This window comes from Sorangium sp. So ce726 (assembly GCF_051521405.1).
Taxonomy (GTDB): domain Bacteria; phylum Myxococcota_A; class Polyangia; order Polyangiales; family Polyangiaceae; genus Sorangium.
Genome location: NZ_CP150349.1, coordinates 5608060 through 5626749, shown reverse-complemented (window position 1 = coordinate 5626749; position 18690 = coordinate 5608060). Strand labels below are relative to the sequence as shown.

The 18690-nt window shown below is 71.5% G+C and carries 16 protein-coding genes; 6 read left to right on the top strand and 10 right to left on the bottom strand.

The genetic code is table 11. The features are described 5' to 3' along the window. Positions 1–336 precede the first annotated feature (336 nt). Positions 337–1611 (top strand): hybrid sensor histidine kinase/response regulator, encoded by a 1275-nt coding sequence (locus tag WME79_RS20925; protein ID WP_437538406.1) that lies wholly within the window; start codon positions 337–339, stop codon positions 1609–1611. Next, the gene (locus WME79_RS20920; protein ID WP_437538405.1) at positions 1611–2783 is read left to right on the top strand and encodes a cysteine desulfurase family protein; all 1173 of its coding nucleotides are present in this window, start codon (positions 1611–1613) and stop codon (positions 2781–2783) included. The genes WME79_RS20925 and WME79_RS20920 overlap by 1 nt, the downstream gene beginning before the upstream one ends. A 478-nt stretch (positions 2784–3261) precedes the next feature. Here WME79_RS20920 and WME79_RS20915 read toward each other — a convergent pair whose 3' ends face one another. Genes WME79_RS20915 through WME79_RS20905 form a run of 3 tightly spaced genes read right to left on the bottom strand, consistent with a single transcriptional unit; the run spans position 3262 to position 5573 of the window. Further along, positions 3262–4008, bottom strand: coding sequence for a TrmH family RNA methyltransferase (locus WME79_RS20915; protein ID WP_437538404.1), 747 nt, complete (start codon positions 4006–4008; stop codon positions 3262–3264). A 1-nt stretch (position 4009) separates the two neighbouring features. After that, complete coding sequence (gene pyrF / locus WME79_RS20910; protein WP_437538403.1) at positions 4010–4789, bottom strand: orotidine-5'-phosphate decarboxylase; 780 nt, start codon at positions 4787–4789, stop codon at positions 4010–4012. 19 nt (positions 4790–4808) lie between these two features. After that, complete coding sequence (locus WME79_RS20905; RefSeq protein ID WP_437538402.1) at positions 4809–5573, bottom strand: hypothetical protein; 765 nt, start codon at positions 5571–5573, stop codon at positions 4809–4811. A gap of 505 nt (positions 5574–6078) precedes the next feature. Here WME79_RS20905 and WME79_RS20900 point away from each other — a divergent pair. Then, positions 6079–6294, top strand: coding sequence for a biotin/lipoyl-binding carrier protein (locus WME79_RS20900; protein ID WP_437538401.1), 216 nt, complete (start codon positions 6079–6081; stop codon positions 6292–6294). Between the two features lie 114 nt (positions 6295–6408). On the opposite strand, the gene WME79_RS20895 is transcribed toward WME79_RS20900, so the two are convergent. Next, complete coding sequence (locus WME79_RS20895; RefSeq protein WP_272099388.1) at positions 6409–7431, bottom strand: MlaD family protein; 1023 nt, start codon at positions 7429–7431, stop codon at positions 6409–6411. 191 nt (positions 7432–7622) lie between these two features. Between WME79_RS20895 and WME79_RS20890 the strand changes: the two genes are divergently transcribed. After that, the gene (locus WME79_RS20890; RefSeq protein ID WP_437538400.1) at positions 7623–8363 is read left to right on the top strand and encodes an ABC transporter ATP-binding protein; all 741 of its coding nucleotides are present in this window, start codon (positions 7623–7625) and stop codon (positions 8361–8363) included. A gap of 31 nt (positions 8364–8394) precedes the next feature. Here WME79_RS20890 and WME79_RS20885 read toward each other — a convergent pair whose 3' ends face one another. Beyond that, positions 8395–9252, bottom strand: a complete 858-nt coding sequence (locus WME79_RS20885; protein ID WP_437538399.1) for an MlaE family ABC transporter permease — start codon at positions 9250–9252, stop codon at positions 8395–8397. 15 nt (positions 9253–9267) lie between these two features. Beyond that, complete coding sequence (locus WME79_RS20880; protein WP_437538398.1) at positions 9268–10158, bottom strand: MlaE family ABC transporter permease; 891 nt, start codon at positions 10156–10158, stop codon at positions 9268–9270. 288 nt (positions 10159–10446) lie between these two features. On the opposite strand from WME79_RS20880, the gene WME79_RS20875 reads away from it, so the two are divergent. After that, entirely contained in the window at positions 10447–11385 is a 939-nt protein-coding gene (locus tag WME79_RS20875) for a DMT family transporter (RefSeq protein ID WP_437538397.1), read from the top strand. A 48-nt stretch (positions 11386–11433) separates the two neighbouring features. On the opposite strand, the gene WME79_RS20870 is transcribed toward WME79_RS20875, so the two are convergent. The 4 genes from WME79_RS20870 to WME79_RS20855 form a co-directional block, all read right to left on the bottom strand. Further along, positions 11434–13173 carry a cation:proton antiporter gene (locus WME79_RS20870; protein ID WP_437538396.1) on the bottom strand — a complete coding sequence of 580 codons (1740 nt, stop codon included), beginning with the start codon at positions 13171–13173 and terminating at the stop codon, positions 11434–11436. 93 nt (positions 13174–13266) lie between these two features. Next, entirely contained in the window at positions 13267–13941 is a 675-nt protein-coding gene (locus WME79_RS20865) for a glutathione S-transferase family protein (protein WP_437538395.1), read from the bottom strand. Between the two features lie 57 nt (positions 13942–13998). Beyond that, entirely contained in the window at positions 13999–14970 is a 972-nt protein-coding gene (locus WME79_RS20860) for an NAD-dependent epimerase/dehydratase family protein (protein WP_437538394.1), read from the bottom strand. Beyond that, the gene (locus WME79_RS20855) at positions 14970–15617 is read right to left on the bottom strand and encodes a class I SAM-dependent methyltransferase (protein WP_437538393.1); all 648 of its coding nucleotides are present in this window, start codon (positions 15615–15617) and stop codon (positions 14970–14972) included. Before WME79_RS20855 ends, WME79_RS20860 begins: the two co-directional genes overlap by 1 nt. 429 nt (positions 15618–16046) lie before the next feature. Here WME79_RS20855 and WME79_RS20850 point away from each other — a divergent pair, with 429 nt between their 5' ends. Then, the gene (locus tag WME79_RS20850; RefSeq protein WP_437538392.1) at positions 16047–18683 is read left to right on the top strand and encodes a S8 family serine peptidase; all 2637 of its coding nucleotides are present in this window, start codon (positions 16047–16049) and stop codon (positions 18681–18683) included. The last annotated feature ends 7 nt before the right edge of the window (positions 18684–18690 follow it).

Genomic DNA, 18690 nt, shown 5'->3' with positions numbered 1-18690 from the left:
AGCGCCCGAGGAAGGGAAGGCAGCGCGGCGTCGTGACGGCGGCGCGGTGGAACCTGGAAGGGCCGAGCATGGCGGCCCCCGTATTGAAGGGATGCTGCCCCTCCGTCAACCCGCTCGGCGCGAGCCAGGCAACCCGCTCGGCGCGAGCCAGGCAACCCGCTCGGCGCGAGCCAGGCAACCCGCTCGGCGCGAGCCAGGCAACCCGCACCGCAAACGAGCGCTGCGAGCGGACGATCCCGGCGCTGGGCGCGCCCGCGCAGCCTGGCAGGCGGTGGAAGTTCGCGCAGAACGTGCCTGAACCCCCGCGATCGCGACTACTATGCGCACGCAGAGCCCATGTCGAAGATCCTTCACATCGAGGACGATCCCGCGAACCGCCTGCTCGTCCGCAAGCTGCTCCAGAACGCGGGCTACGAGGTCCTAGAGGCCGCCGACGGGCTCGAAGGGGTACGTCTCGCCTGTACGCAGCATCCCGACCTCGTCCTCGTCGACCTGAACATCCCGGGCCTCGATGGGTTCGAGGTCACCCTGCGCCTGCGCGGCGAGGCGTCGCTCGCCGGCGTACCCATCGTCGCGATCACCGCGGAGGGCGACCGGGACACGAGCCTCGCCGTCGGCTGTGACGGCTTCCTCCAGAAGCCGATCGACGCGCGCTCCTTCCCGTCGATCATCGCCCGCTACCTCAGCGGCGCGCGCGAGGAGCTCCCCGCGTCCCAGGGGCCGCTCCGCCTGCGCGAGCAGAGCCAGCGCATCGTCGCCCACCTGGAGCAGAAGGTCGCCGAGCTCTCGCGCGCCAACGCCCGGCTCCGCGAGCTCGACGCCGCGCGCACCGAGTTCTACCGCAACATCTCCCACGAGCTCGCGACCCCGATGACCCCGATCGTCGGGTACGTGAAGCTGCTCGCCGACGAGGAGCTCGGCCCGCTCAACAAGGCACAGAAGAAGGCGCTCCTCGCGATGGAGGACTGCGTCCGCAGGCTCCGCTCGCTCATCGACAACCTCCTCGACGTCACCGGCATCGAGACGGGCCGGATGCGCTTCATGCACTCCGAGTACGATTTTCTCGACACCACGCGGCGCGCCCTCGCCCAGGTCGCCGACCGCTTCGCCGAGGGGAAGGTGCAGCTCGTCGAGGATCTTCCGCGCGGCCCGCTCCCCGCGTGGGGCGACGCGGGCCGCCTGCAGCGGGCGATGATCCAGCTGTTCGAGAACGCGGCGAAGTTCACGCCGGCCGGCGGCACCGCGGGCGTGCGGGTCACCGTGCTCCAGTCGGGGCACTACGAGCTCTGCGTCGCTGACACCGGGCCCGGGGTCAAGGCGGACCGCCAGTCGCGCATCTTCGAGCCGTTCTACCAGGTCGACGGCTCGGCCACGCGCGCCTACGGCGGCGTCGGCGTCGGGCTCGCGATCGCGCGGCGCACCGCTCGCGGGCTCGGCGGCGACGTGCGCGTAGCGTCTCCCAGCAACGAGATCATCGAGGGCGAGACGCTGACCGGGGCCGCGTTCTACCTGACGGTCGCCCGGCGAGCGCCCTTCCAGGACGATGGCAGCTCCCCCGGCCGGATCGGCCCGCCCTCGTCGCCTCCCACCGATCCCTCGTCGTCTATCTGATGCACCCGGCCGCTCGCGCCATCTACCTCGACTGGAACGCCACGACGCCGCCGCACCCCGAGGTCCTGGCGGCGATGCAGTCCGCGGCCGAGGTGGCCTGGGCCAACCCCGCGAGCGTCCACGGACCAGGGCGTCGGGCGCGCGCGTTCATCGAGCAGGCGCGGGAGGCGGTCGCCCGGCTGACGGGCTTCGACGCGCGCGACGTGATCCTCACCTCGGGCGGCACCGAGGCCAACAACATCGCGCTCTGCCACGCGTTCGACGAGCGATCCGGGGCGCTCGTCGTCTCGCGGATCGAGCACCCGTCGGTGACCCGCGCCGCCGAGGCGCTCGCCGGCCGCGGCGTGCACGTCGCGTGGATCGATCCCGAGCCGTCCGGCCGGGTCGCGCCGGAGGCGATCGCTGCCGCCGTGGATCGAGCGGCGGCCGTCGCGCCCGTGCGGCTCGTGAGCCTCCAGGCGGTGAACCACGAGACAGGGGTCATCCAGCCGATCGCTGAGGCGGCCGCGATCGTCCACGCCCGCGGGGCGCGCCTTCATGTCGACGCCGTCCAGGCGGTGGGACGCCTCCCGCCGGAGGCGTGGGCCGGGGCGGATCTCGCGTCGGTCGCGGCCCACAAGCTCCGCGGGCCGAAGGGGATCGGCGCCCTCGCGGTCCGGCCGGGCATCCGGCTCCGGCCCGTCCTGCTCGGAGGCGCCCAGGAGCGCGGGTTGCGGCCCGGGACGCAGGACCCGCTCGCGGCGGCCGGCTTCGCCGTGGCCGCCCAGCGCGCGATCGGCGGTCCTGCCCGCTACGCAGCGCTCGCCCCGCTCCGCGATCACCTCGAGGCCGAGCTCGTCGAGATCGGACGCGCGGCCGGCGCGACGCCGATCCGCAACGGGGACGGCGACCGCGCCCCCCACGTCTCGAACCTCTCCTGGCCCGGCTGGCGCGGCGACGAGCTCTGCGCCGCGCTCGACCTGGAGGGCGTCGCCGTCTCCAGCGGCTCGGCCTGCAGCGCCGGGACCGCAGAGCCCTCCCCGGTCCTCACGGCGATGCTCGGGCCAGAGCGCGCGGCGTCCGCCGTGCGCTTCTCGATCGGCGAGGACACGACCGAGGCCGAGCTCATCGAGGCCGCACGGCGCGTGGCCCGCGTGCTCTCCCGCCTGCGATCGCTTCGAGCCGGAACCTGAGCCGATCCCGTCGCTTACCGGGAACCCGTCGATTCTTGAACCATCCCTCGAGCCATTCCGAATAAGCGCGCAGAGAAGGATGAGTCCACAGGGGTATCTCTTCGCAGTGATTGAGCTTTTTGAGGGGGCTGTGGATTCTTTGAGTCGATCCATTGAATGGATCGAATCGGTCGCCTTGCTGTGAGCCTGTTCAGCGTTCGGCGCGATGCTCGACTTCGCTTCAGGTCTTGTTTGTATCTGTACGAATTTATTGTCAATTTTGTTGGTGAGAAAGGTCGGCCTGCGGCGCTGCTCGGCGACCTCGCGGCGCGCGCTCACGCCGGCTCCGGACGCATCGATCGAGGGCGGTCCTGGCCAGCTCTCGGGTGACCTCGCGCTCGACGTGCGGTGGTGCTGCCAGAGGCCACGTCGCGGCGCGCGAGCGCGCTGGTGAGCGGGACCTGGAAGTGCGCCGCGAGAGGCCGAGCGCGCTGTCCGACTACACGCTCGACGCGCGGCGCTGCCGGACGACTTCGTAGAGAGCGATCGCCCCTGCGACCGAGGCGTTCAGCGAGGCGATGGGGCCGGTCATGGGGAGCCGGGCGACGTGCTGGCAGACGCGGCGGACCGCGCGGCGCGTGCCCTTGTCCTCGGCGCCGATGACGATCGCGACAGGGCCGGTCAGGGGCAGCTCGCCGAGCTCCACCGGACCCTGGGCGTCGAGCGCGATCGCGGCGACGCCTCGGGCGGCGAGCGCCTCCAGGGCATCGGGCAGCGAGGGGACACGGCACAGCCTCGCGTGCTCGATCGCGCCCGCGGACGCCCGGAAGGTCGCCGGGGTGAGCGGCGCCGAGCTGTGCTCGGGCCACAGGATGGCCCGGGCGCCCAGGGCGACGGCGCTGCGGATCACCGCGCCGAAGTTCTGCGGGTCCATCACGCCGTCGAGCGCCACCGTGATCGTGCCGACGCCGGGCTGGCCCTCTTCGATGACCGGGATGGCGTCGACCCCGACGATCTGGAGCTCGGGCGCCGAGGCCACGGCCCCCTGGTGGCGCCCGCCGGCGCTGCGGCGATCGAGCTCGTTGCGGGGCGCGCGCTCGGTCGGGATGCCCTGGCCCTCCGCGAGGCGCGCGAGCGCGTCGAGCTTCGGGCCGCCGTCGCGCTGGACGAGGACCCATCCGACGCGCGCGCCGTGCGCGCGGATCGCCTCACGAACCGGCTGGAGACCGTAGACGAGGCGGCTCACGTCAGCGCGGAGGGTGGAGCGTGTGCGCGATCTCCTGGACGATCGAGCGCGCCGTGGCGATCGGATCGGCCGAGTCGCGGATTGGCCGGCCGACGACGAGGAGATCTGCGCCGGCCGAGATCGCGGCCGAGGGGGTGGCGATGCGCTTCTGATCATCACCTTGCGCGCTGCCTGCGCCTCCACCGAGGCGGATGCCCGGCGTCACGATGAGCTCGCCCCGCCCGAGCGCCTCCCGCAGCGCGGGCACCTCGTGCGGCGAGGCGACGAACCCGTGGATGCCGGCGCCGCGCGCGAGCTGCGCCAGCCGGACCACGTGCTCGGACGAGCTCCCCTGCACGCCCTGCGCGGCGAGATCGCCATCGTCGAGCGACGTGAGCACGGTGACGGCGAGCAGGATCATGTCCTGAGAGCGCGCCGCCTCGTGGGCCGCGCGCCTCAACATCTCGGCGCCGCCGGCCGCGTGCACGGTCAGGTACCGGACCCCGAGCGCGGCGGCGCTCGCCACCGCCCGCGCCACCGTCTCGGGGATGTCGTGCAGCTTCAGATCGAGGAAGACGTCGAGCCCGAGCGACTTGCCGATCTCGACCGCCCTCGCCCCCTCGCGGACGAACAGCTCCAGACCGACCTTGAGCACGCCGATCGAGGGGGCGATGCGGGTCGCCGCCGCCCTGGCCTCATCGAGGTTCGCGTAGTCAAGCGGGTAGACGAGCCTGCGGCGCGCCTCGTCGAGCGAACCGCCGCCGAGGCTCGTTCTCTGTCTGACGGAGCTGAAGTTGGCCATTCGGGGACCCCGTTCCGCGTCAGAGGCAGCTGCAGAGCGGATCGCCAGGGGCACAGTTGCAGGGCGCCTTGGCGCCGCCGCTCGCCGGCGCGCCGCCCGCGGCCGGGCGTCCGCCGCCGCCGCCGCGGCGCAGCTGCTCCTGCTTCTGCTGCTCGGCCTCGAGCTGCTTCTGCAGGGCGAGGCGCGTCGCCTCGTCCTTGGCGGTCGCGAGCTGATCGCGCAGCCCGGCCATCTTGCCCTCGGACTCCTTGAACTGGGCCTCGAGGCGCTTGTTCGCCTCCTCGAGCTCGCGGGCCCTCGCGGCCTCGGCCTGGATGCGCGCCTCGTTCTTCTGCGCCGAGTCGACGGCGACGACCGTGACGATGCCGATCACCAGCACGCTGGCGATGGCGCCGCCGATGAGGAGCTTGCGCAGCTTCTTCTTCGACTCGTCCTGCTGCAGCGCCGCGAGCGAGCGCTCGTGGTGCTGCTGCGCGGCCATCGCCTCGAGCCGCGCCTTCTGCTCGGCCTCGACGCGCGCCTTCTCGATCTCGGCCTGCCGGATCGCCTCGAGCCGCGCAGTCTCCTCGCGGGACCGGCGCTCCTCGCTGCGACGGCGCTCCTCCTCGGTGCGGATGCGCTGCTCCTCGGCATCGCGCGCGGCGCGCTCCGCCTCGACGCGCGCCTTCTCGGCGGCGGCGGCGGCGGCGGCCTTCTGGGCCTCTTCGCTCTTGATGCGATCCTCCTCGAGGTTCATCAGCTCCTTGAGCGAGAACAGGACCGAGCTTTCCTTCTGTTCCGACATGACCTCGTGGCTCCTTCGATCGAGCGCGTGCGGTTTGGCTACCAAGGGGCGGTGCGGGGACCTGCAGGTCGCCCTCGGGGCCACCGAGCAGGACGATTCTGACCCGCAGAGCGGCTTTGACGCAATTATTCGCGAACGCCACGACCCTCGTGATGTCGAGGCGCCGCGGAGCCGCCAGCCAGAGTATCGCCGTGGTGCACCGCAGGTACCAGCGGAAATCGTTGCGCTCCGTCCCTTCCACCTCACCTCCACGTCTTCACCTCAGTCACCTCGGCCACCTCGGTCACCTCGGTCACCTCGGGTGCCCTCGGTTCTCCTTGGTCCTCCTTGGTTCACCTCCGTTCTCCCCGGTTGTCACCGCGCGCCTGCGCCGTCGCCGGACGAACTGGTCCGTCGCCGAGGGCGCCCAGGGCATCATGGAAGAAGGGACAGCCCGAGGGCGGGCACCGTCGCTCGCAACGGCCCCGTTGGATTCTCGGTGGCTCTCCGGTAGCGTCGCGCGCCCATGGCGAAACTCATCAAGGCGCACATCACCGGTACGGTCTGGAAGATCGAGGTCAAGCCGGGCGACGCGGTCGAAGAGGGGACCGTCGTCGTCATCCTCGAGTCCATGAAGATGGAGATGCCCGTCGAGGCCGAGGAAGAGGGGACGGTCGAGGAGATCCTCGTCACCGAGGGGGCTGCCGTCACGGAAGGCGCCCCGCTGATCAGGCTGGCCTGATCGGCTGTCAGGGGCGGCGGGGGCCCGACCGTCCACGGACGTACATCGCGCTCACGCCCGGGTCATCGGCTCGGCGCGCGGCGGCGCTCTCTCGCAGGACGCGCGCAGCGCCGCTCACTCGCGCCAGAAGAACTTCCAGGGGTTGTGCTTGAGATCTCGCGCGAGCTCCTGCAGGTCGTCGAACAGCTGCTCATCCATCACGAGCGCGCCGACCGTCCCCTTGCCGCGCTTGACGTGGGCGAGGACCTCCTGGGCGTCGGCGGTCGCAGCCCTCGCCCTGCCCGCGATCTCGGCGATGTCATCGAGCGTCTTCCTGATCTTGACCTGCTCCGTCTCGCCGCCCACGGTCGTCGAGAGGCGGCGCGCGTTCGCCAGCGTCTCGCGCGCGTCCGCCATGAGCGGCGGCAGATCGCGCGCGGCCGTCCCCGTCAGCTGATCGGTGTTCGCGAGGATGCGGTCGATCTGCGGGTTGTTCACGTACCGCTGCCGGGCGTCCTTCACGAGATCGGTGCCGTCGACGCTCATCTGCTCGACGTTCTCGGCGATGCGATCGAGCCGATCCTGGTTCCTGTGCATGAAGTCGCCGGTGCCCTTCAGCGTCTTCCGGAGCCCGTCGAACGCCTCCCCGACCTCTTCGCGGTGCTCGCGCATCGCCGAGACCGTCGCGTGCAGGAGCTCGTAGCCCTCGGCGAGCAGCATGTCGAGGCGCGGCGGATCGAGCCCCCGGACGACGGCGTTCGGGGGGATCACCGGGCGATCGGTCGAGCCGGGTTCGATCGCGAGGAACTGCTCGCCGAGCACGCCCTGCGTGGTGACGTAGAACGTGGCGTTGTCGTGGATGCTCTGCTGGTAGCGTTCCTCGAGGCGCAGCTGGATTCGCACGAGCGGCTCGCGCTTGCCGTCCTTGCCGAGCTTGCCGCCGCTGAAGTGGATCTCGCTCAGCTTGCCGACCTCCACGCCGGCGATCTTCACCGGCGCCCCGGTCTGGAGGCCGCCCGGGTTGTCGAACTCGACGTAGATCGAGTACTTCGGCTGGAAGTTGACCCCGCCCATCACGAGGATGAACGTGGCGAGGAGCCCGAGCGCCGTCAGGATGAGGATCCCGACCTTGACCTCAATCGATCGCGGGCTTGCCATGAGTTCGTTATCTTCTCCGATCTGACGGCGGCCGGGTGAGGGAAATAGGCCAGGATCCGCCTGCCGCAGCGCGATATTCCAGCGGGCGGCGTGACGCTTCGCGCAGCCATTGCTTTGACGCAACCGCGCTTCTCCTCGTTTCGCGCTTCTCCTCGTTTCTCCTCGTTTCTCCGCTCCATCCCCAGACCGCGATGATTTCGTTTCGAAATGTCAGAAAATCCTTTGGCCCCAAAGATGTCCTCAAGGATGTCTCGTTCGACGTCGAGGACGGCGAGGTGTTCTTCATCATCGGGCAGTCGGGGGTCGGGAAGAGCGTGCTCATCAAGCACCTCGTGGGGCTGCTCTATCCGGACGGCGGGGAGATCTGGCTGGACGGAGAGGAGGTGAGCCGCTTCGACGAGGCCCGGATGTACCCGGTGAGGATGAAGTGCGCGATGGTGTTCCAGCACTCCACGCTGTTCGACTCGATGACGTGCGCCGAGAACGTCGCGCTCCCGCTTCGCAAGCACAAGGGGCTCAGCCCGAAGGAGGCGCTCGTGGAGGCGCGGCGGCGGCTCGAGCAGGTGCATATGCGCGAGTTCGGGGACCGCTTCCCGCCGGAGCTCGGCGACGGGATGCGCAAGCGCGTCGCCATCGCCCGCGCGCTCACGCTCGACCCGCGCTACGTGCTCTTCGACGAGCCGACCACGAGCCTCGACCCGGTGAGCGCGCGGCGCGTCGACAAGCTGATCCGCGAGCTCAGCGACACGCTCGGCGTGACGAGCATCGTCGTGAGCCACGACCTCGTGAGCATCTTCACGATCGCTGACCGCATCGTCATGCTCTATCAGGGCCTGGTCCGCCTGCTCGGGGATCGCGCGGCATTCCAGGGCTCGCCCGACGCGGTCGTGCAGCAGTTCATCACCGGCAGCGCCGAGGGGCCGATCGAGTGAGGCGCCGGCGCGGCGCGGCGGGGTCGCCGGTCTAGCGGAAGATCAGGAAAGCGGCGGCCGAGATCAGCATGTTGAGCACGATGACCGCGAGCGAGGAGTTCACGACCGCGCGCGTCGTCGCCCAGCCCACGCCCTCGCTGCCGCCGAAGGTCGACAGCCCGGAGTGGCCGGAGACCACCGGGATCGCGGCGCCGTAGGCCACGCACTTCGCGAGGCCGGTCGCGAGATCACCCGCGTCGACGAGGCTGACGTTCATGAACGTCTCGGGGCTGACATCGAACATGCTGTACGCGGTGACCATCCCGGTGGCGAAGGAGACCGCGGCGCTCCAGACGATGAGGCACGTGGTCATGAGGACGCTCGCGATGAACCGCGGCTTGATGAGGTAGTCGATCGGATCGGCCGCGCACATGCGGAGCGCGTCGACCTGCTCGGTCACCACCATCGAGCCGATCTCGGCGGCGATGCCCGCGCCGACCCGCGTGGCGAGCATCAGCGCGGCGATCGACGCGGCGAGATCGCGGACGAGCAGCTCGAGGTACGTCGCGCCGAGCATGGTCAGATCCGGGATGACCCGCTTCGCCTGCTGGCCGGCCTGGAAGACCATGATCATCCCGATGAAGCCCATCACGACCGTCAGGAAGAACAGCGATTTGTTGCCGATCTCGTACATCTGGAGGAGCACCGCGCCCGGCTCGCGGCGTCCCTTCGCGCAGTAGTAAAGCGTCCTTACAAATACCGAGTAGAGCTCACGTGCCGACTGGTACAGGGACAGCGCGGCTGCGCCGAGCGCGGCGACACCGGACGGCTCCGGCGCGAGATCCCTGAGCTCGCTCGAGGGCGGGCCGGCGCTCGGGCGATCATGGGAGCTCTTGTCCGGGGAGGGCATGCGCGGCGCCGCCGATCAGTCGAGCGTGAACGAGACGAAGTAGTCGAGGATGAAGATGCCGGCGGCCGAGGCGACGACGGTCGCGTTGACGGCGCGGCCGACGCCGGGCGCGCCGCCGGTCACGCCGAGGCCGTACTGGCAGCTCGAGAGCGCGAGCACGACGCCGAAGACGACGCTCTTGACGAGGCCGCTCATGACGTCGCCGATGTCGAGCAGCCCGCTCGTGAGGCCGTTGTAGAAGACGGCCGGGGCGACGCCGAGGAGGAGGTCGCCGGTCAGCGCGGCGCCGAGCAGGGCGAGCGCGTCGGCGAAGATCACCGAGAGGAGCAGCGTCAGCACCATCGCGAGGAAGCGTGGGGCGATGAGGAAGCTCACCGGGTCGATCGCGAGGACGCGGAGGGCGTCGATCTGCTCGGTGACGACCATGGTGCCGAGCTCGGCGGTGTTGTTGGCGCCGACGCGGCCGTTGATCATGAGCGCCGTGAGCAGCGGGGCGATCTCGCGGAGCGTGCCGAAGCCGGCGCCCCAGCCGAGCAGGCCGTGCGCGCCGAAGCGCTCGACCAGCGGCGCCGCCTGGATGACCATGATGGCGCCGGTGAAGAGGGCGGTCACGACGACGATGGGCATCGACTTGACGCCCATCCTGTAGAGGTTGCGCATGAACTCGGCGCCGTCGACGCGGAGCGTGGCCACGCGCGCCGCGATCTTGCCCGCGAGCACGGCCATGCCGCCCACCGTGGCGGCGATCTGGAGGAACGAGCCGCCGAGCTGGTGAACGCCGGAGGGCTCCTGGGCGATCGGCGCGCGCGGCCGCCTCAGGGGCGGCGTGGGCGGCGCGCCGGACGAGGCGAGCGCGCCGCCGCCGTGAGCGCGCGCGGCGGTGCCTGGGCCAGCAGGAGACGTCATGGGAGACGGGAGCTTAGCCCAAGGCCCCCGGGGAGCGCGGGCGATCTGGCGTCCCGAGAGGCCGACGCCTGCGAGGTCGAGACCGCTACCCAAACAGGAGATCGTCCTCTACCTGAAATGTGCCCGCCTCGCCCCGAGGCCGCCTCGTGCGGTGGCAAACGCGCGCTCCTGCGCGCAATGCCGGCGCGCCTCCCGCCGGAGGAGCGCGCCGGCCCGGAGGCGGGCTGTCGGCGACGATGTCCGGCCCTTGGTGGAGCGAGCCTGGTGAAGAGCAGAGAAGCAGATGTGATGTCCCCTCAGGAGAGCGCAGGCGCGTTGGCGGGCGAGATCCGGACTGGCCTCCTCGACGACGGCCGGACGTTCGCCGTCCTCTCGGCGGCGACGTTCGCGCTGAAGGCGATCTTCGTGAAGCTCGCCTACGCCGCGCACCCCGTCGACGCGGTGACGCTGCTCGCGCTGCGGATGGGCATCGCGCTGCCGTTCTTCCTGTGGCTCGCCCGGAGGGAGCGCGGCGCCGCCGAGGGGCCCCTGACGCCCCGCCTCTGGGGAGGTGTGCTGATCGTCGGGTTCCTCGGATATTACCTCTCCAGCCTGTTCGACTTCATCGGGCTCACGTACATCAGCACCGGCCTCGAGCGGCTGATCCTGTTCGTGTATCCGACGCTCGTCCTCCTGATCGGCGCGGTGTGGCTGAAGCAGCCGGTGCACGGCAAGGCCTGGGCAGCGCTCGCCGTGTGTTATCTCGGCCTCGCGGCGGCCGTCTGGCACGATCTCGAGCAAAGCGGGGACGTGCGGGTCGTCGCCATCGGCGGAGCGTGGGTGTTCGCGAGCTCGGTGACCTACGCGCTCTACTACCTCGGCGTCGGCAAGCTCGCCTCCAGGGTCGGCTCGACGCGCCTCGCCGCGTACTGCGGGGCGGCCTCGTGCCTGATGGTGCTCGCGCACTACGCGGCGACGGAGAGCCCGGCCAGGCTGGGCGAGCTGCCGGCGTCGGTGTGGGGGTACGCGGCGGCGATGGCGACGATCAGCACGGTGCTCCCCATCGTGCTGCTCGCCGCCGCCATCCGGCGGCTCGGCGCGGGCCGCGCGGCGACCTTCTCGACGCTCGGCCCGGTGCTCACGATCGCGTTCTCCTGGGTCATCCTGGGCGAGCCGGCCACGTGGCAGCAGGTCGCTGGGCTCGCGCTGGTCGTGGGCGGCGTGACCTGGCTCGGCAATTCGAAGTGAGCAGCGCGCCCGGGCCGCGCGGCGCGGCGCGCAGCGCCCGCCGCGAGGTCACCCGTCGTGCGCCGCGGGGCGAGGCCCTGGTGAGCCGCCGCCGAAGAGCTCGCTCCGGACGCGCTCGCGCTCGCGCTCGACCTGCTCGGTCGTCGCGCCCAGCCGCACGAGGAGGCGCTCGGTCATCGAGAACGCGACCTCCGCCTCGCCGGTCACCACGACGTCCGCGCCCGCCTTCTTCAGCGCGGTCACCTCGCGAAGGTAGAAGGCGCGGGCGAGGACGAACAGCCGCGGGTTCACGCCCTTCGCCTGCTCGATCACCCCGTCCCCAGGCGCGCCCGCCGCCGTGAACAGCAGGCTGTCCGCCGTCCCGACCCCGGCCCGCTCGAGGATCTCCCGCTGCGTGGCGTCGCCGTAGATCGCGCGGATGCCCTGGTCCTGCAGCTGCTTCACCGTGTCGAGGTTCAGCTCGACGACGGTCGGCGCGATGCCGTTCTCCCGGAGCAGCCGCGTCAGCGTCTTCCCGACCGGGCCGTAGCCCACCACGACCGTGCGGTGGGCGTGCTCGTCCACCGGAGCGGCCTCGGCCTCTGCGGCGTCGCGCCGCAGGAAGAGCGCCGACGTCCATCGCGCGAGGCGATCCCGGAGGCCGAAGAACACCGGGTTCAGCGTGATCGACACGATGGCGGCGACGACGAGCACCTGCTCGGCCTCGACCGGGAGGACGCCGAGCTTCTTGCCGACCGCCGCGAGGATGAACGAGAACTCCCCGATCTGCGCGAGCGAGAGGGCCACGGCGAAGGCGGTCTGGAGGGGGCGGCGGAGCAGCACCGTCACCGCGAGCGCGGCGAGCGGCTTGCCGATCAGCACCACCGCGAGCGTCGCCGCCGCCAGTTGCCAGCCCGCGGCGAGCTGCGCCGGGTCGAGGTGCATCCCCACCGAGACGAAGAACAGCACGGCGAACGCGTCGCGCATCGGGAGCGCTTCCGAGGCGGCGCGCGAGCTGAAGTCGGACTGGGAGACGACCAGGCCGCCGAGGAAGGCGCCGAGCGCCATCGACGAGCCGAAGAGCTTGGCCGAGCCCACGGAGACGCCGAGCGCGACGACGAGAACCGTCAGCGTGAAGAGCTCCCTCGAGCCGGTCTTCGCCACATACCCCAGCAGCGCGGGGATGACTCGCTGTCCGACGATGAAGACGAACGCCACGAGCCCGGCGAGCTTCAGGACCGCGAGCACCACGGACGCGGCGATGCCCGACGCGCCCACGCCTGCGTCGCCGCCCACCACGGCGGGGAGCAGCACAAGCACCAGCACGGTGAAGACGTCCTCGAGCACGAGCCAGCCGACGGCGAGGTGGCCAGCGGGGGTGTGCAGGACGTCGTTGTCGCTGAGGACCCGCATGAGCACGACGGTGCTCGCCACGGAGATGGCGACGCCGAAGACGACCGCCGCGCCCCACGTCCAGCCCGCGGTGCGGCCGACCAGGGCGCCGAGCGCCGTGGCGACCGCGATCTGGATGAGGGCGCCGGGCACGGCCACCTTGCGCACGGCAAGGAGCTCGCGGACGTGGAACTGCAGGCCGACCCCGAACATCAGCAGGATGACCCCGATCTCCGCGAGCTGGTCCGCGAGCCGCTTGTCCGCCACGAACCCCGGGGTGAAGGGGCCGACGAGGATGCCGGCCAGCAGGTAGCCCACGATGGGGGACAGCCTCAGGCGCTGGGTGATGAAGCCGAGCGCCAGGGCTGCGGTCAGCCCGCCCGTGATCGTGAGGATGAGGTCGAGTTCGTGCGGCATGTCCGGGTCTAGCGCTTTCCGTCGCCAGCCGCCGCCTCGCCGTGCGGTGTCGCCGGCGATCTCGCGCGCGGCCTGGGCCGCGCTCGCCTGGGCCTATACGCCCACGACGCCGATGGCCTCATACGCCTCGATGATGTGCGGCTCCTCCTTGGCCTTCGCGATCCACGCCTGCATCGCGGGCAGCCCGAGGATCGACGCCACGTAGCGCCGGGAGACTGCGTCGAGCTCGACGCCGTACGTGTCGAACCGCGTCGCGACCGGCGCGTACATGGCGTCCGCCGCGCTGAAGCGCCCGAACAGGAACTCGCCTCCCTGGCCAAAGCGCGATCGGCAGTCGTTCCATATCGCCTGGACGCGCGCGATGTCCTCCGACGCCGCGTCGGTGAGCGCCACGCCCTGGATCTTCCGCCGCACGTTCATCGGCAGCGCGGTGCGGAGCGCGGTGAAGCTGCTCGCCATCTCGGCGCTCACCGATCGCGCGATGGCGCGCGCGTCGCGCGCCTCCGGCCAGAGCTTCGCCGCGGGGAAGATCTCCGCCGCGTACTCGGCGATCGCGAGCGACTCCCAGATCGTGAGCGCCCCGTGCTGCAAGGCCGGCACCTTGCCCGACGGAGAGTAACGCTGGATCTCCAGCGTGCGCGTGCCCGGTGGCCGGAGAGGGATCACCACCTCTTCAAAATCGGCGCCAGCCTGCTTCAGCAGGAGCCAGGCCCGGAGCGACCACGAGGAATAGGTCCTGTTCCCGAGATAGAGGGTGAGCTCAGCCATGCGCGGAGTCTACCACCGCGGTCGACCCGCGCGGCGGCGGCCGCGTCGACCGCGCGCTCACCGCGCTCGTCGCGCCAGCTCGCCCCCGAACACCTCGCTCGCCAGCGCCTCGACCGCCATCCGGACCGCCTCGTCGCTCGTGTGGCGCACCCTGAAGCCCAGCGCCGCCAGCTTGCCAGGATCCATCCGCGATCGCGGCACGTCACCAGGCCACCCGCGCTCGCCTCCCTGATACCGGATCACCGCGTCCGGGTAGGGCGACGCCGCCACGCACAGCTCCGCGATGCGCGAGACGCTCGTCGCGTCCTCGGGCGCGAGGTTGTGGATGTTGAGCCGCTCCCTGGCCTGATCGAAGCCGAACAGGATCCCCTCCACGCAGTCCCGGACATCGAGGTACGGCTTCGACTGGCGCCCATCGCCGAGCACCTCGAGCTCCGTCCGCCGATCGCGCAGCTTCTTCAGGAAATCGAGCGCCGCGCCGTGCGTCCCGCGCGGCCCGACGACGTTGCCGAAGCGGTAGATCCACGCCGTGAGGCCGAAGCACTCGACATAGGCGCTGATGAGCGCCTCGCCCGCGAGCTTGCTCGCGCCATAGAGCGAGATGGGCAAGGCGCCGAGATCGCCCTCCGCGCAACGGCGCGCGGTGTCGCCGTACACCGTCCCGGAGGACGAGAAGATCAGCCGGCCGACGGCCGTCCGCCGCATCGCCTCGAGCACGTTGTACGTCGCGATGGTGCCCTGATCGAGGTCGAGGCGCGTCCGCGCGAGCCCCCAGCGCGCCTCGGGGTTCGCCGCGAGGTGCACGACGAGGTCGTGGCCCGCCATCGCCTCGGTGAGCCGCTCCAGATCGAGGGCGTCGGCCTCGACGAGCGTCGCGCGCCCGGAGGCGAGGTGCGACGCCACGAACGCGCGGCGCCCGACAGAGAGGTTGTCGTAGATCGTCACGGGGCCGCGCTCGACCAGGCGATCGGTAAGGTGGCTCCCGATGAACCCGGCGCCGCCGACGACGAACGATCTGAGCTCCGTCATCACGCGCCTCCCGCGATTCCCGCGATTCCCTCGACCAGGCGCTCGATCCGCGCCGCGAACTGGAGGCGATCCTGGGTCACGAGGCGGAACGGCAGATCGTGGATCCGGAGCGGCCACTCGAGGCCGGTGATGCGCCCGCCCGCGCCGCGCACGAGCTCGACGAGCTCGCCCGGCGTGAAGTACGTGCCCCGCACCTCGACGCCGGGCGCGGCGTTCCCGGCGAGATCCATCCAGAGCAGCACGCGCTCCGAGACCGGGCCGAACCGGAAGTGATCCTTGAGCGCAACGACGCGCGACGCGACCCGGAGCGCCTCGGCGAGCAGCGCGCCGGGGCGCACGGCGTGGTGCAGCACGTCGGAGAGGAGCACCGCCTCGAACGCCGCGTCGGGGAAGGGGAGGCGCTCGCCGTCGTAGCCGATGACCGGCAGCGCCGCCCCGGGACGCGCCTTCACGTCCACGCCGACGACGCGGAGCGCCCCGACCAGGCGCGCGACCTCCAGCGCGACCGTGCCGTCGCCCGCGCCCACGTCGATCAGCGACGCCGCAGGGCCCACCTGCGCGGCGAGCGCCCGCGCGACGCGGCCCACGCGCGGCACGTGGACCAGGCGATGGTGCAAGGAGAACAAGGCGCGCTCGAGGACCGTCATCGTGCATCCGAGCCCCGGCGCCGCCCGCGCCGGAGAGCCGCGCCACGCTAGTCGAGCGCTCGAGGACCGGCAACGCCCGGCGCCGGACCCGCGCCGCCGGAGGCCGAGGCGGCCTGGTGAGCGCGACGAGCTCGGACGCCGCGGCATGGCAGGACAGCGACGATATCGCGAGATAACGACGTCTCTCGAGGGCGCTCCTCAGGGCGCCCTGGGCTCCGTGCCCGTCGCGCCGTCGCGCCGCCGCCGCGCTCCGCCGCGCGTGGCAGGGCCGCACAGCGCAGTTCTCGTTACGCCCGACCCGAAAGGGCGGCTGCTCTGAAACAACCACTCTTCCATGGTCTGCGACAATGACGGTCCGTGGCGCGCGCCGCCCTCCGTTCTCTCACCGCTCACGCTTGACCGATTCGCGTCATCGAACATAGCTGATCGATGATCGGAGCGCGCGGGAAGGGGTTTGTGAGGTGCGGTGGTTGCCGGCTCGTTCTGGCATCTCTCTGGTTCGCCATTTCAGGGTGCAGCGGAGAGACTGGAGACAAGGAGGCGGGCCAGGACACTGCCCCTCCAGACGACTCGGAGCCAGGCGAAGCGACGTTCGCGCCGGAGGAGGCCACGGAGCTCTGGTTCGTGGAGTTCGAGCGAGCGCCGGTCGAGAGGGACAGCGGGGGCGACCGCGTCAAGGGCCTTATCGAGGAGGAGCGGGAGCTCTTCCGGCGAGCTGCCGCGGCGCGCGGGCTCCGGTACAACCAACGATTCTCGTTCGAGGAGCTCTGGAACGGCCTCTCCGTCCGGGTCGCGCAGGAGAGCTCCGCCGCGCTCGTGGACATGCCCGGGGTCAAGGCCGTCTACCCCGTGGTGCCGGTGGAGCTCGACACAACGCGCGCCGCGCCGACGGTCGACCCGGACCTCGCCGTCGCAGGCGAGATGTCGGGCGCGGACGTCGTGCGCCGAGAGCTCGGCGTGACCGGCGAGGACATCCGCGTCGGCGTGATCGACAGCGGCATCGATTACCATCACCCCGATCTCGGAGGCTGCTTCGGCCCGGGCTGCCGCGTCGCGTTTGGCTACGATTTCGTCGGCGACGATTTCGTCGCCGGCGACGCGACCAAGCCGCCCGTGCCCGACGGAGAGCCCGACGATTGCCTGGGCCATGGCACGCACGTCGCCGGGATCATCGGGGCGAATGGGGTCGTGCAGGGCGTGGCCCCGGACGTGACCTTCGGCGCTTACCGCGTGTTCGGCTGCCGCGGCGGCTCGCGCGCGGACATCATCCTCAGCGCGATGGAGCGGGCAGCCAGCGACGGCATGCACGTCATCAACATCAGCATCGGAACGCCGTTCCAGTGGCCTGATTACCCGACGGCGACGGCGGCGAGCGCGCTCGTCGGGCGCGGCGTCGTGGTCGTCGCGTCGATCGGCAACAGCGGCGAGAAGGGGCTCTGGGCCGCGGGCGCGCCCGGCGTGGGCGAGGCGGTCATCGGCACAGCGTCCGTCGACAGCACGCGCGTCACCACGCTGTCGTTCACCGTCGCGCCGGGCAACGCCGTGATCGGCTACATCCGTGGCACCGGGAGCCCGCCCGCGCCGCTCTCGGGGAGCGCCGCCCTCGCGCGCACGGGGACGACCACCAGCGCCCGCGACGCGTGCGCCGAGCTCCCCGCCGGCAGCCTCGCGGGCCAGATCGCGCTCGTCCGGCGCGGCGGCTGTTCGTTCCACCAGAAGGCCGCGCACGCGCAGGCCGCGGGCGCGATCGGCGTCCTGTTCTACAACGACCGGCTCGGCGCGATGAGCCCGTCCGTGGAGGGCGACGATCCGATCACCATCCCGGTCGTGGGGATCGCGCAGGCCGACGGCGAGCTCCTCAACGCGCGCCTCGACGCGGGGCCCGTGACTCACAGCTGGACCCATCGGGCCGTGGCCGCGCGGAACAGCACCGCGGGCCTCGTCTCCCGCTTCAGCTCGCACGGCCTGAGCGCGGCGCTGTCCTTCAAGCCCGATCTCGCCGCGCCCGGCGGCACGATCTATTCGACGGTGCCGATCGAGCAAGGCTCGTATGACACGCTCAGCGGGACGTCGATGGCGGCGCCGCACGTGGCCGGGGCCGTCGCGCTCCTGCTCGCCGCGCGCCCGGAGCTGTCCGCGGCGCGCGTGCGCGACGTCCTTCAGAACACCGCGGTCCCCGCGCCGTGGAGCGGCGATCTGGGCGCCGGCGTGCCGGAGAGCGCCCACCGGCAGGGCGCAGGGGTGATCCGCGTCGACCGGGCGATCCGCGCGACCACCATGATCAGCCCCGGAAAGCTCTCGCTGGGAGAGAGCGAGGCCGGCCCCGCCGTGCGCACGCTGACGCTCGAGAACTCGAGCGGGCACGACGTCACCTACGACCTGTCGCACGTGCCCGCGGCGTGCGCGATCGGGGGCGACCACTGGGCGCCGGCGAGCGCCACGGCCGGCGCCGCGCGCGTCGATTTCAGCGCCGCGAGCGTCGCGGTGCCCGCCGCCGGGAGCGCGACCGTCTCCGTCACCGTCACGGCGAGCGATGCGCTCGCGGAAGGCGGCCTGTTCGGCGGCTACCTCGTGTTCACGCCGCGGGGCGGCGCGGCCGACGGCCTGCTGCGGGTGCCGTATGCGGGCTTCAAGGGCGATTACCAGAGCCTGCCCGTCCTCAAGCCGTCGGGTTTTGGGGCTCCATGGCTCGGCAAGCTGAGCGGGACGCGCCTGACCCAGCAGCCGCGCGGCGCGGCCTACACGCTGGAGTCGGAGGACATGCCGTATGTGGTCGTCCACCTCGATCACGGCGCGGAGCTCCTGACCCTGGACATCGTCGACGCCGCCACGGCGAAGCCGTGGGGGCGCGCGCTGATGCTGTCCCACGTCGGTCAGAGCGCGTCCGCGACGGCGGTCACGCGGTACGGATGGAAGGGCACGACGAAGCTCGACGGGAGGCTCACCGTCGTCCCGAACGGGGATTACCTGATCAAGCTCCGCGCGCTCCGGGCGCTCGGCGATCCGGACAACGAGGCGCACTGGGAGACGTGGACGTCGCCCGTCATCACCCTCAACCGGTCGTGACGGGTCC

Coding starts and splice junctions, on each gene's coding strand:
- WME79_RS20925 (WP_437538406.1), top strand. CDS start 337: ATGTCGAAGATCCTTCACATCGAGGACGATCCCGCGAACCGCCTGCTC.
- WME79_RS20920 (WP_437538405.1), top strand. CDS start 1,611: ATGCACCCGGCCGCTCGCGCCATCTACCTCGACTGGAACGCCACGACG.
- pyrF (WP_437538403.1), bottom strand. CDS start 4,789: ATGGCCAACTTCAGCTCCGTCAGACAGAGAACGAGCCTCGGCGGCGGT.
- WME79_RS20905 (WP_437538402.1), bottom strand. CDS start 5,573: ATGTCGGAACAGAAGGAAAGCTCGGTCCTGTTCTCGCTCAAGGAGCTG.
- WME79_RS20900 (WP_437538401.1), top strand. CDS start 6,079: ATGGCGAAACTCATCAAGGCGCACATCACCGGTACGGTCTGGAAGATC.
- WME79_RS20895 (WP_272099388.1), bottom strand. CDS start 7,431: ATGGCAAGCCCGCGATCGATTGAGGTCAAGGTCGGGATCCTCATCCTG.
- WME79_RS20890 (WP_437538400.1), top strand. CDS start 7,623: ATGATTTCGTTTCGAAATGTCAGAAAATCCTTTGGCCCCAAAGATGTC.
- WME79_RS20885 (WP_437538399.1), bottom strand. CDS start 9,252: ATGCCCTCCCCGGACAAGAGCTCCCATGATCGCCCGAGCGCCGGCCCG.
- WME79_RS20880 (WP_437538398.1), bottom strand. CDS start 10,158: ATGACGTCTCCTGCTGGCCCAGGCACCGCCGCGCGCGCTCACGGCGGC.
- WME79_RS20875 (WP_437538397.1), top strand. CDS start 10,447: ATGTCCCCTCAGGAGAGCGCAGGCGCGTTGGCGGGCGAGATCCGGACT.
- WME79_RS20870 (WP_437538396.1), bottom strand. CDS start 13,173: ATGCCGCACGAACTCGACCTCATCCTCACGATCACGGGCGGGCTGACC.
- WME79_RS20865 (WP_437538395.1), bottom strand. CDS start 13,941: ATGGCTGAGCTCACCCTCTATCTCGGGAACAGGACCTATTCCTCGTGG.
- WME79_RS20860 (WP_437538394.1), bottom strand. CDS start 14,970: ATGACGGAGCTCAGATCGTTCGTCGTCGGCGGCGCCGGGTTCATCGGG.
- WME79_RS20855 (WP_437538393.1), bottom strand. CDS start 15,617: ATGACGGTCCTCGAGCGCGCCTTGTTCTCCTTGCACCATCGCCTGGTC.
- WME79_RS20850 (WP_437538392.1), top strand. CDS start 16,047: ATGATCGGAGCGCGCGGGAAGGGGTTTGTGAGGTGCGGTGGTTGCCGG.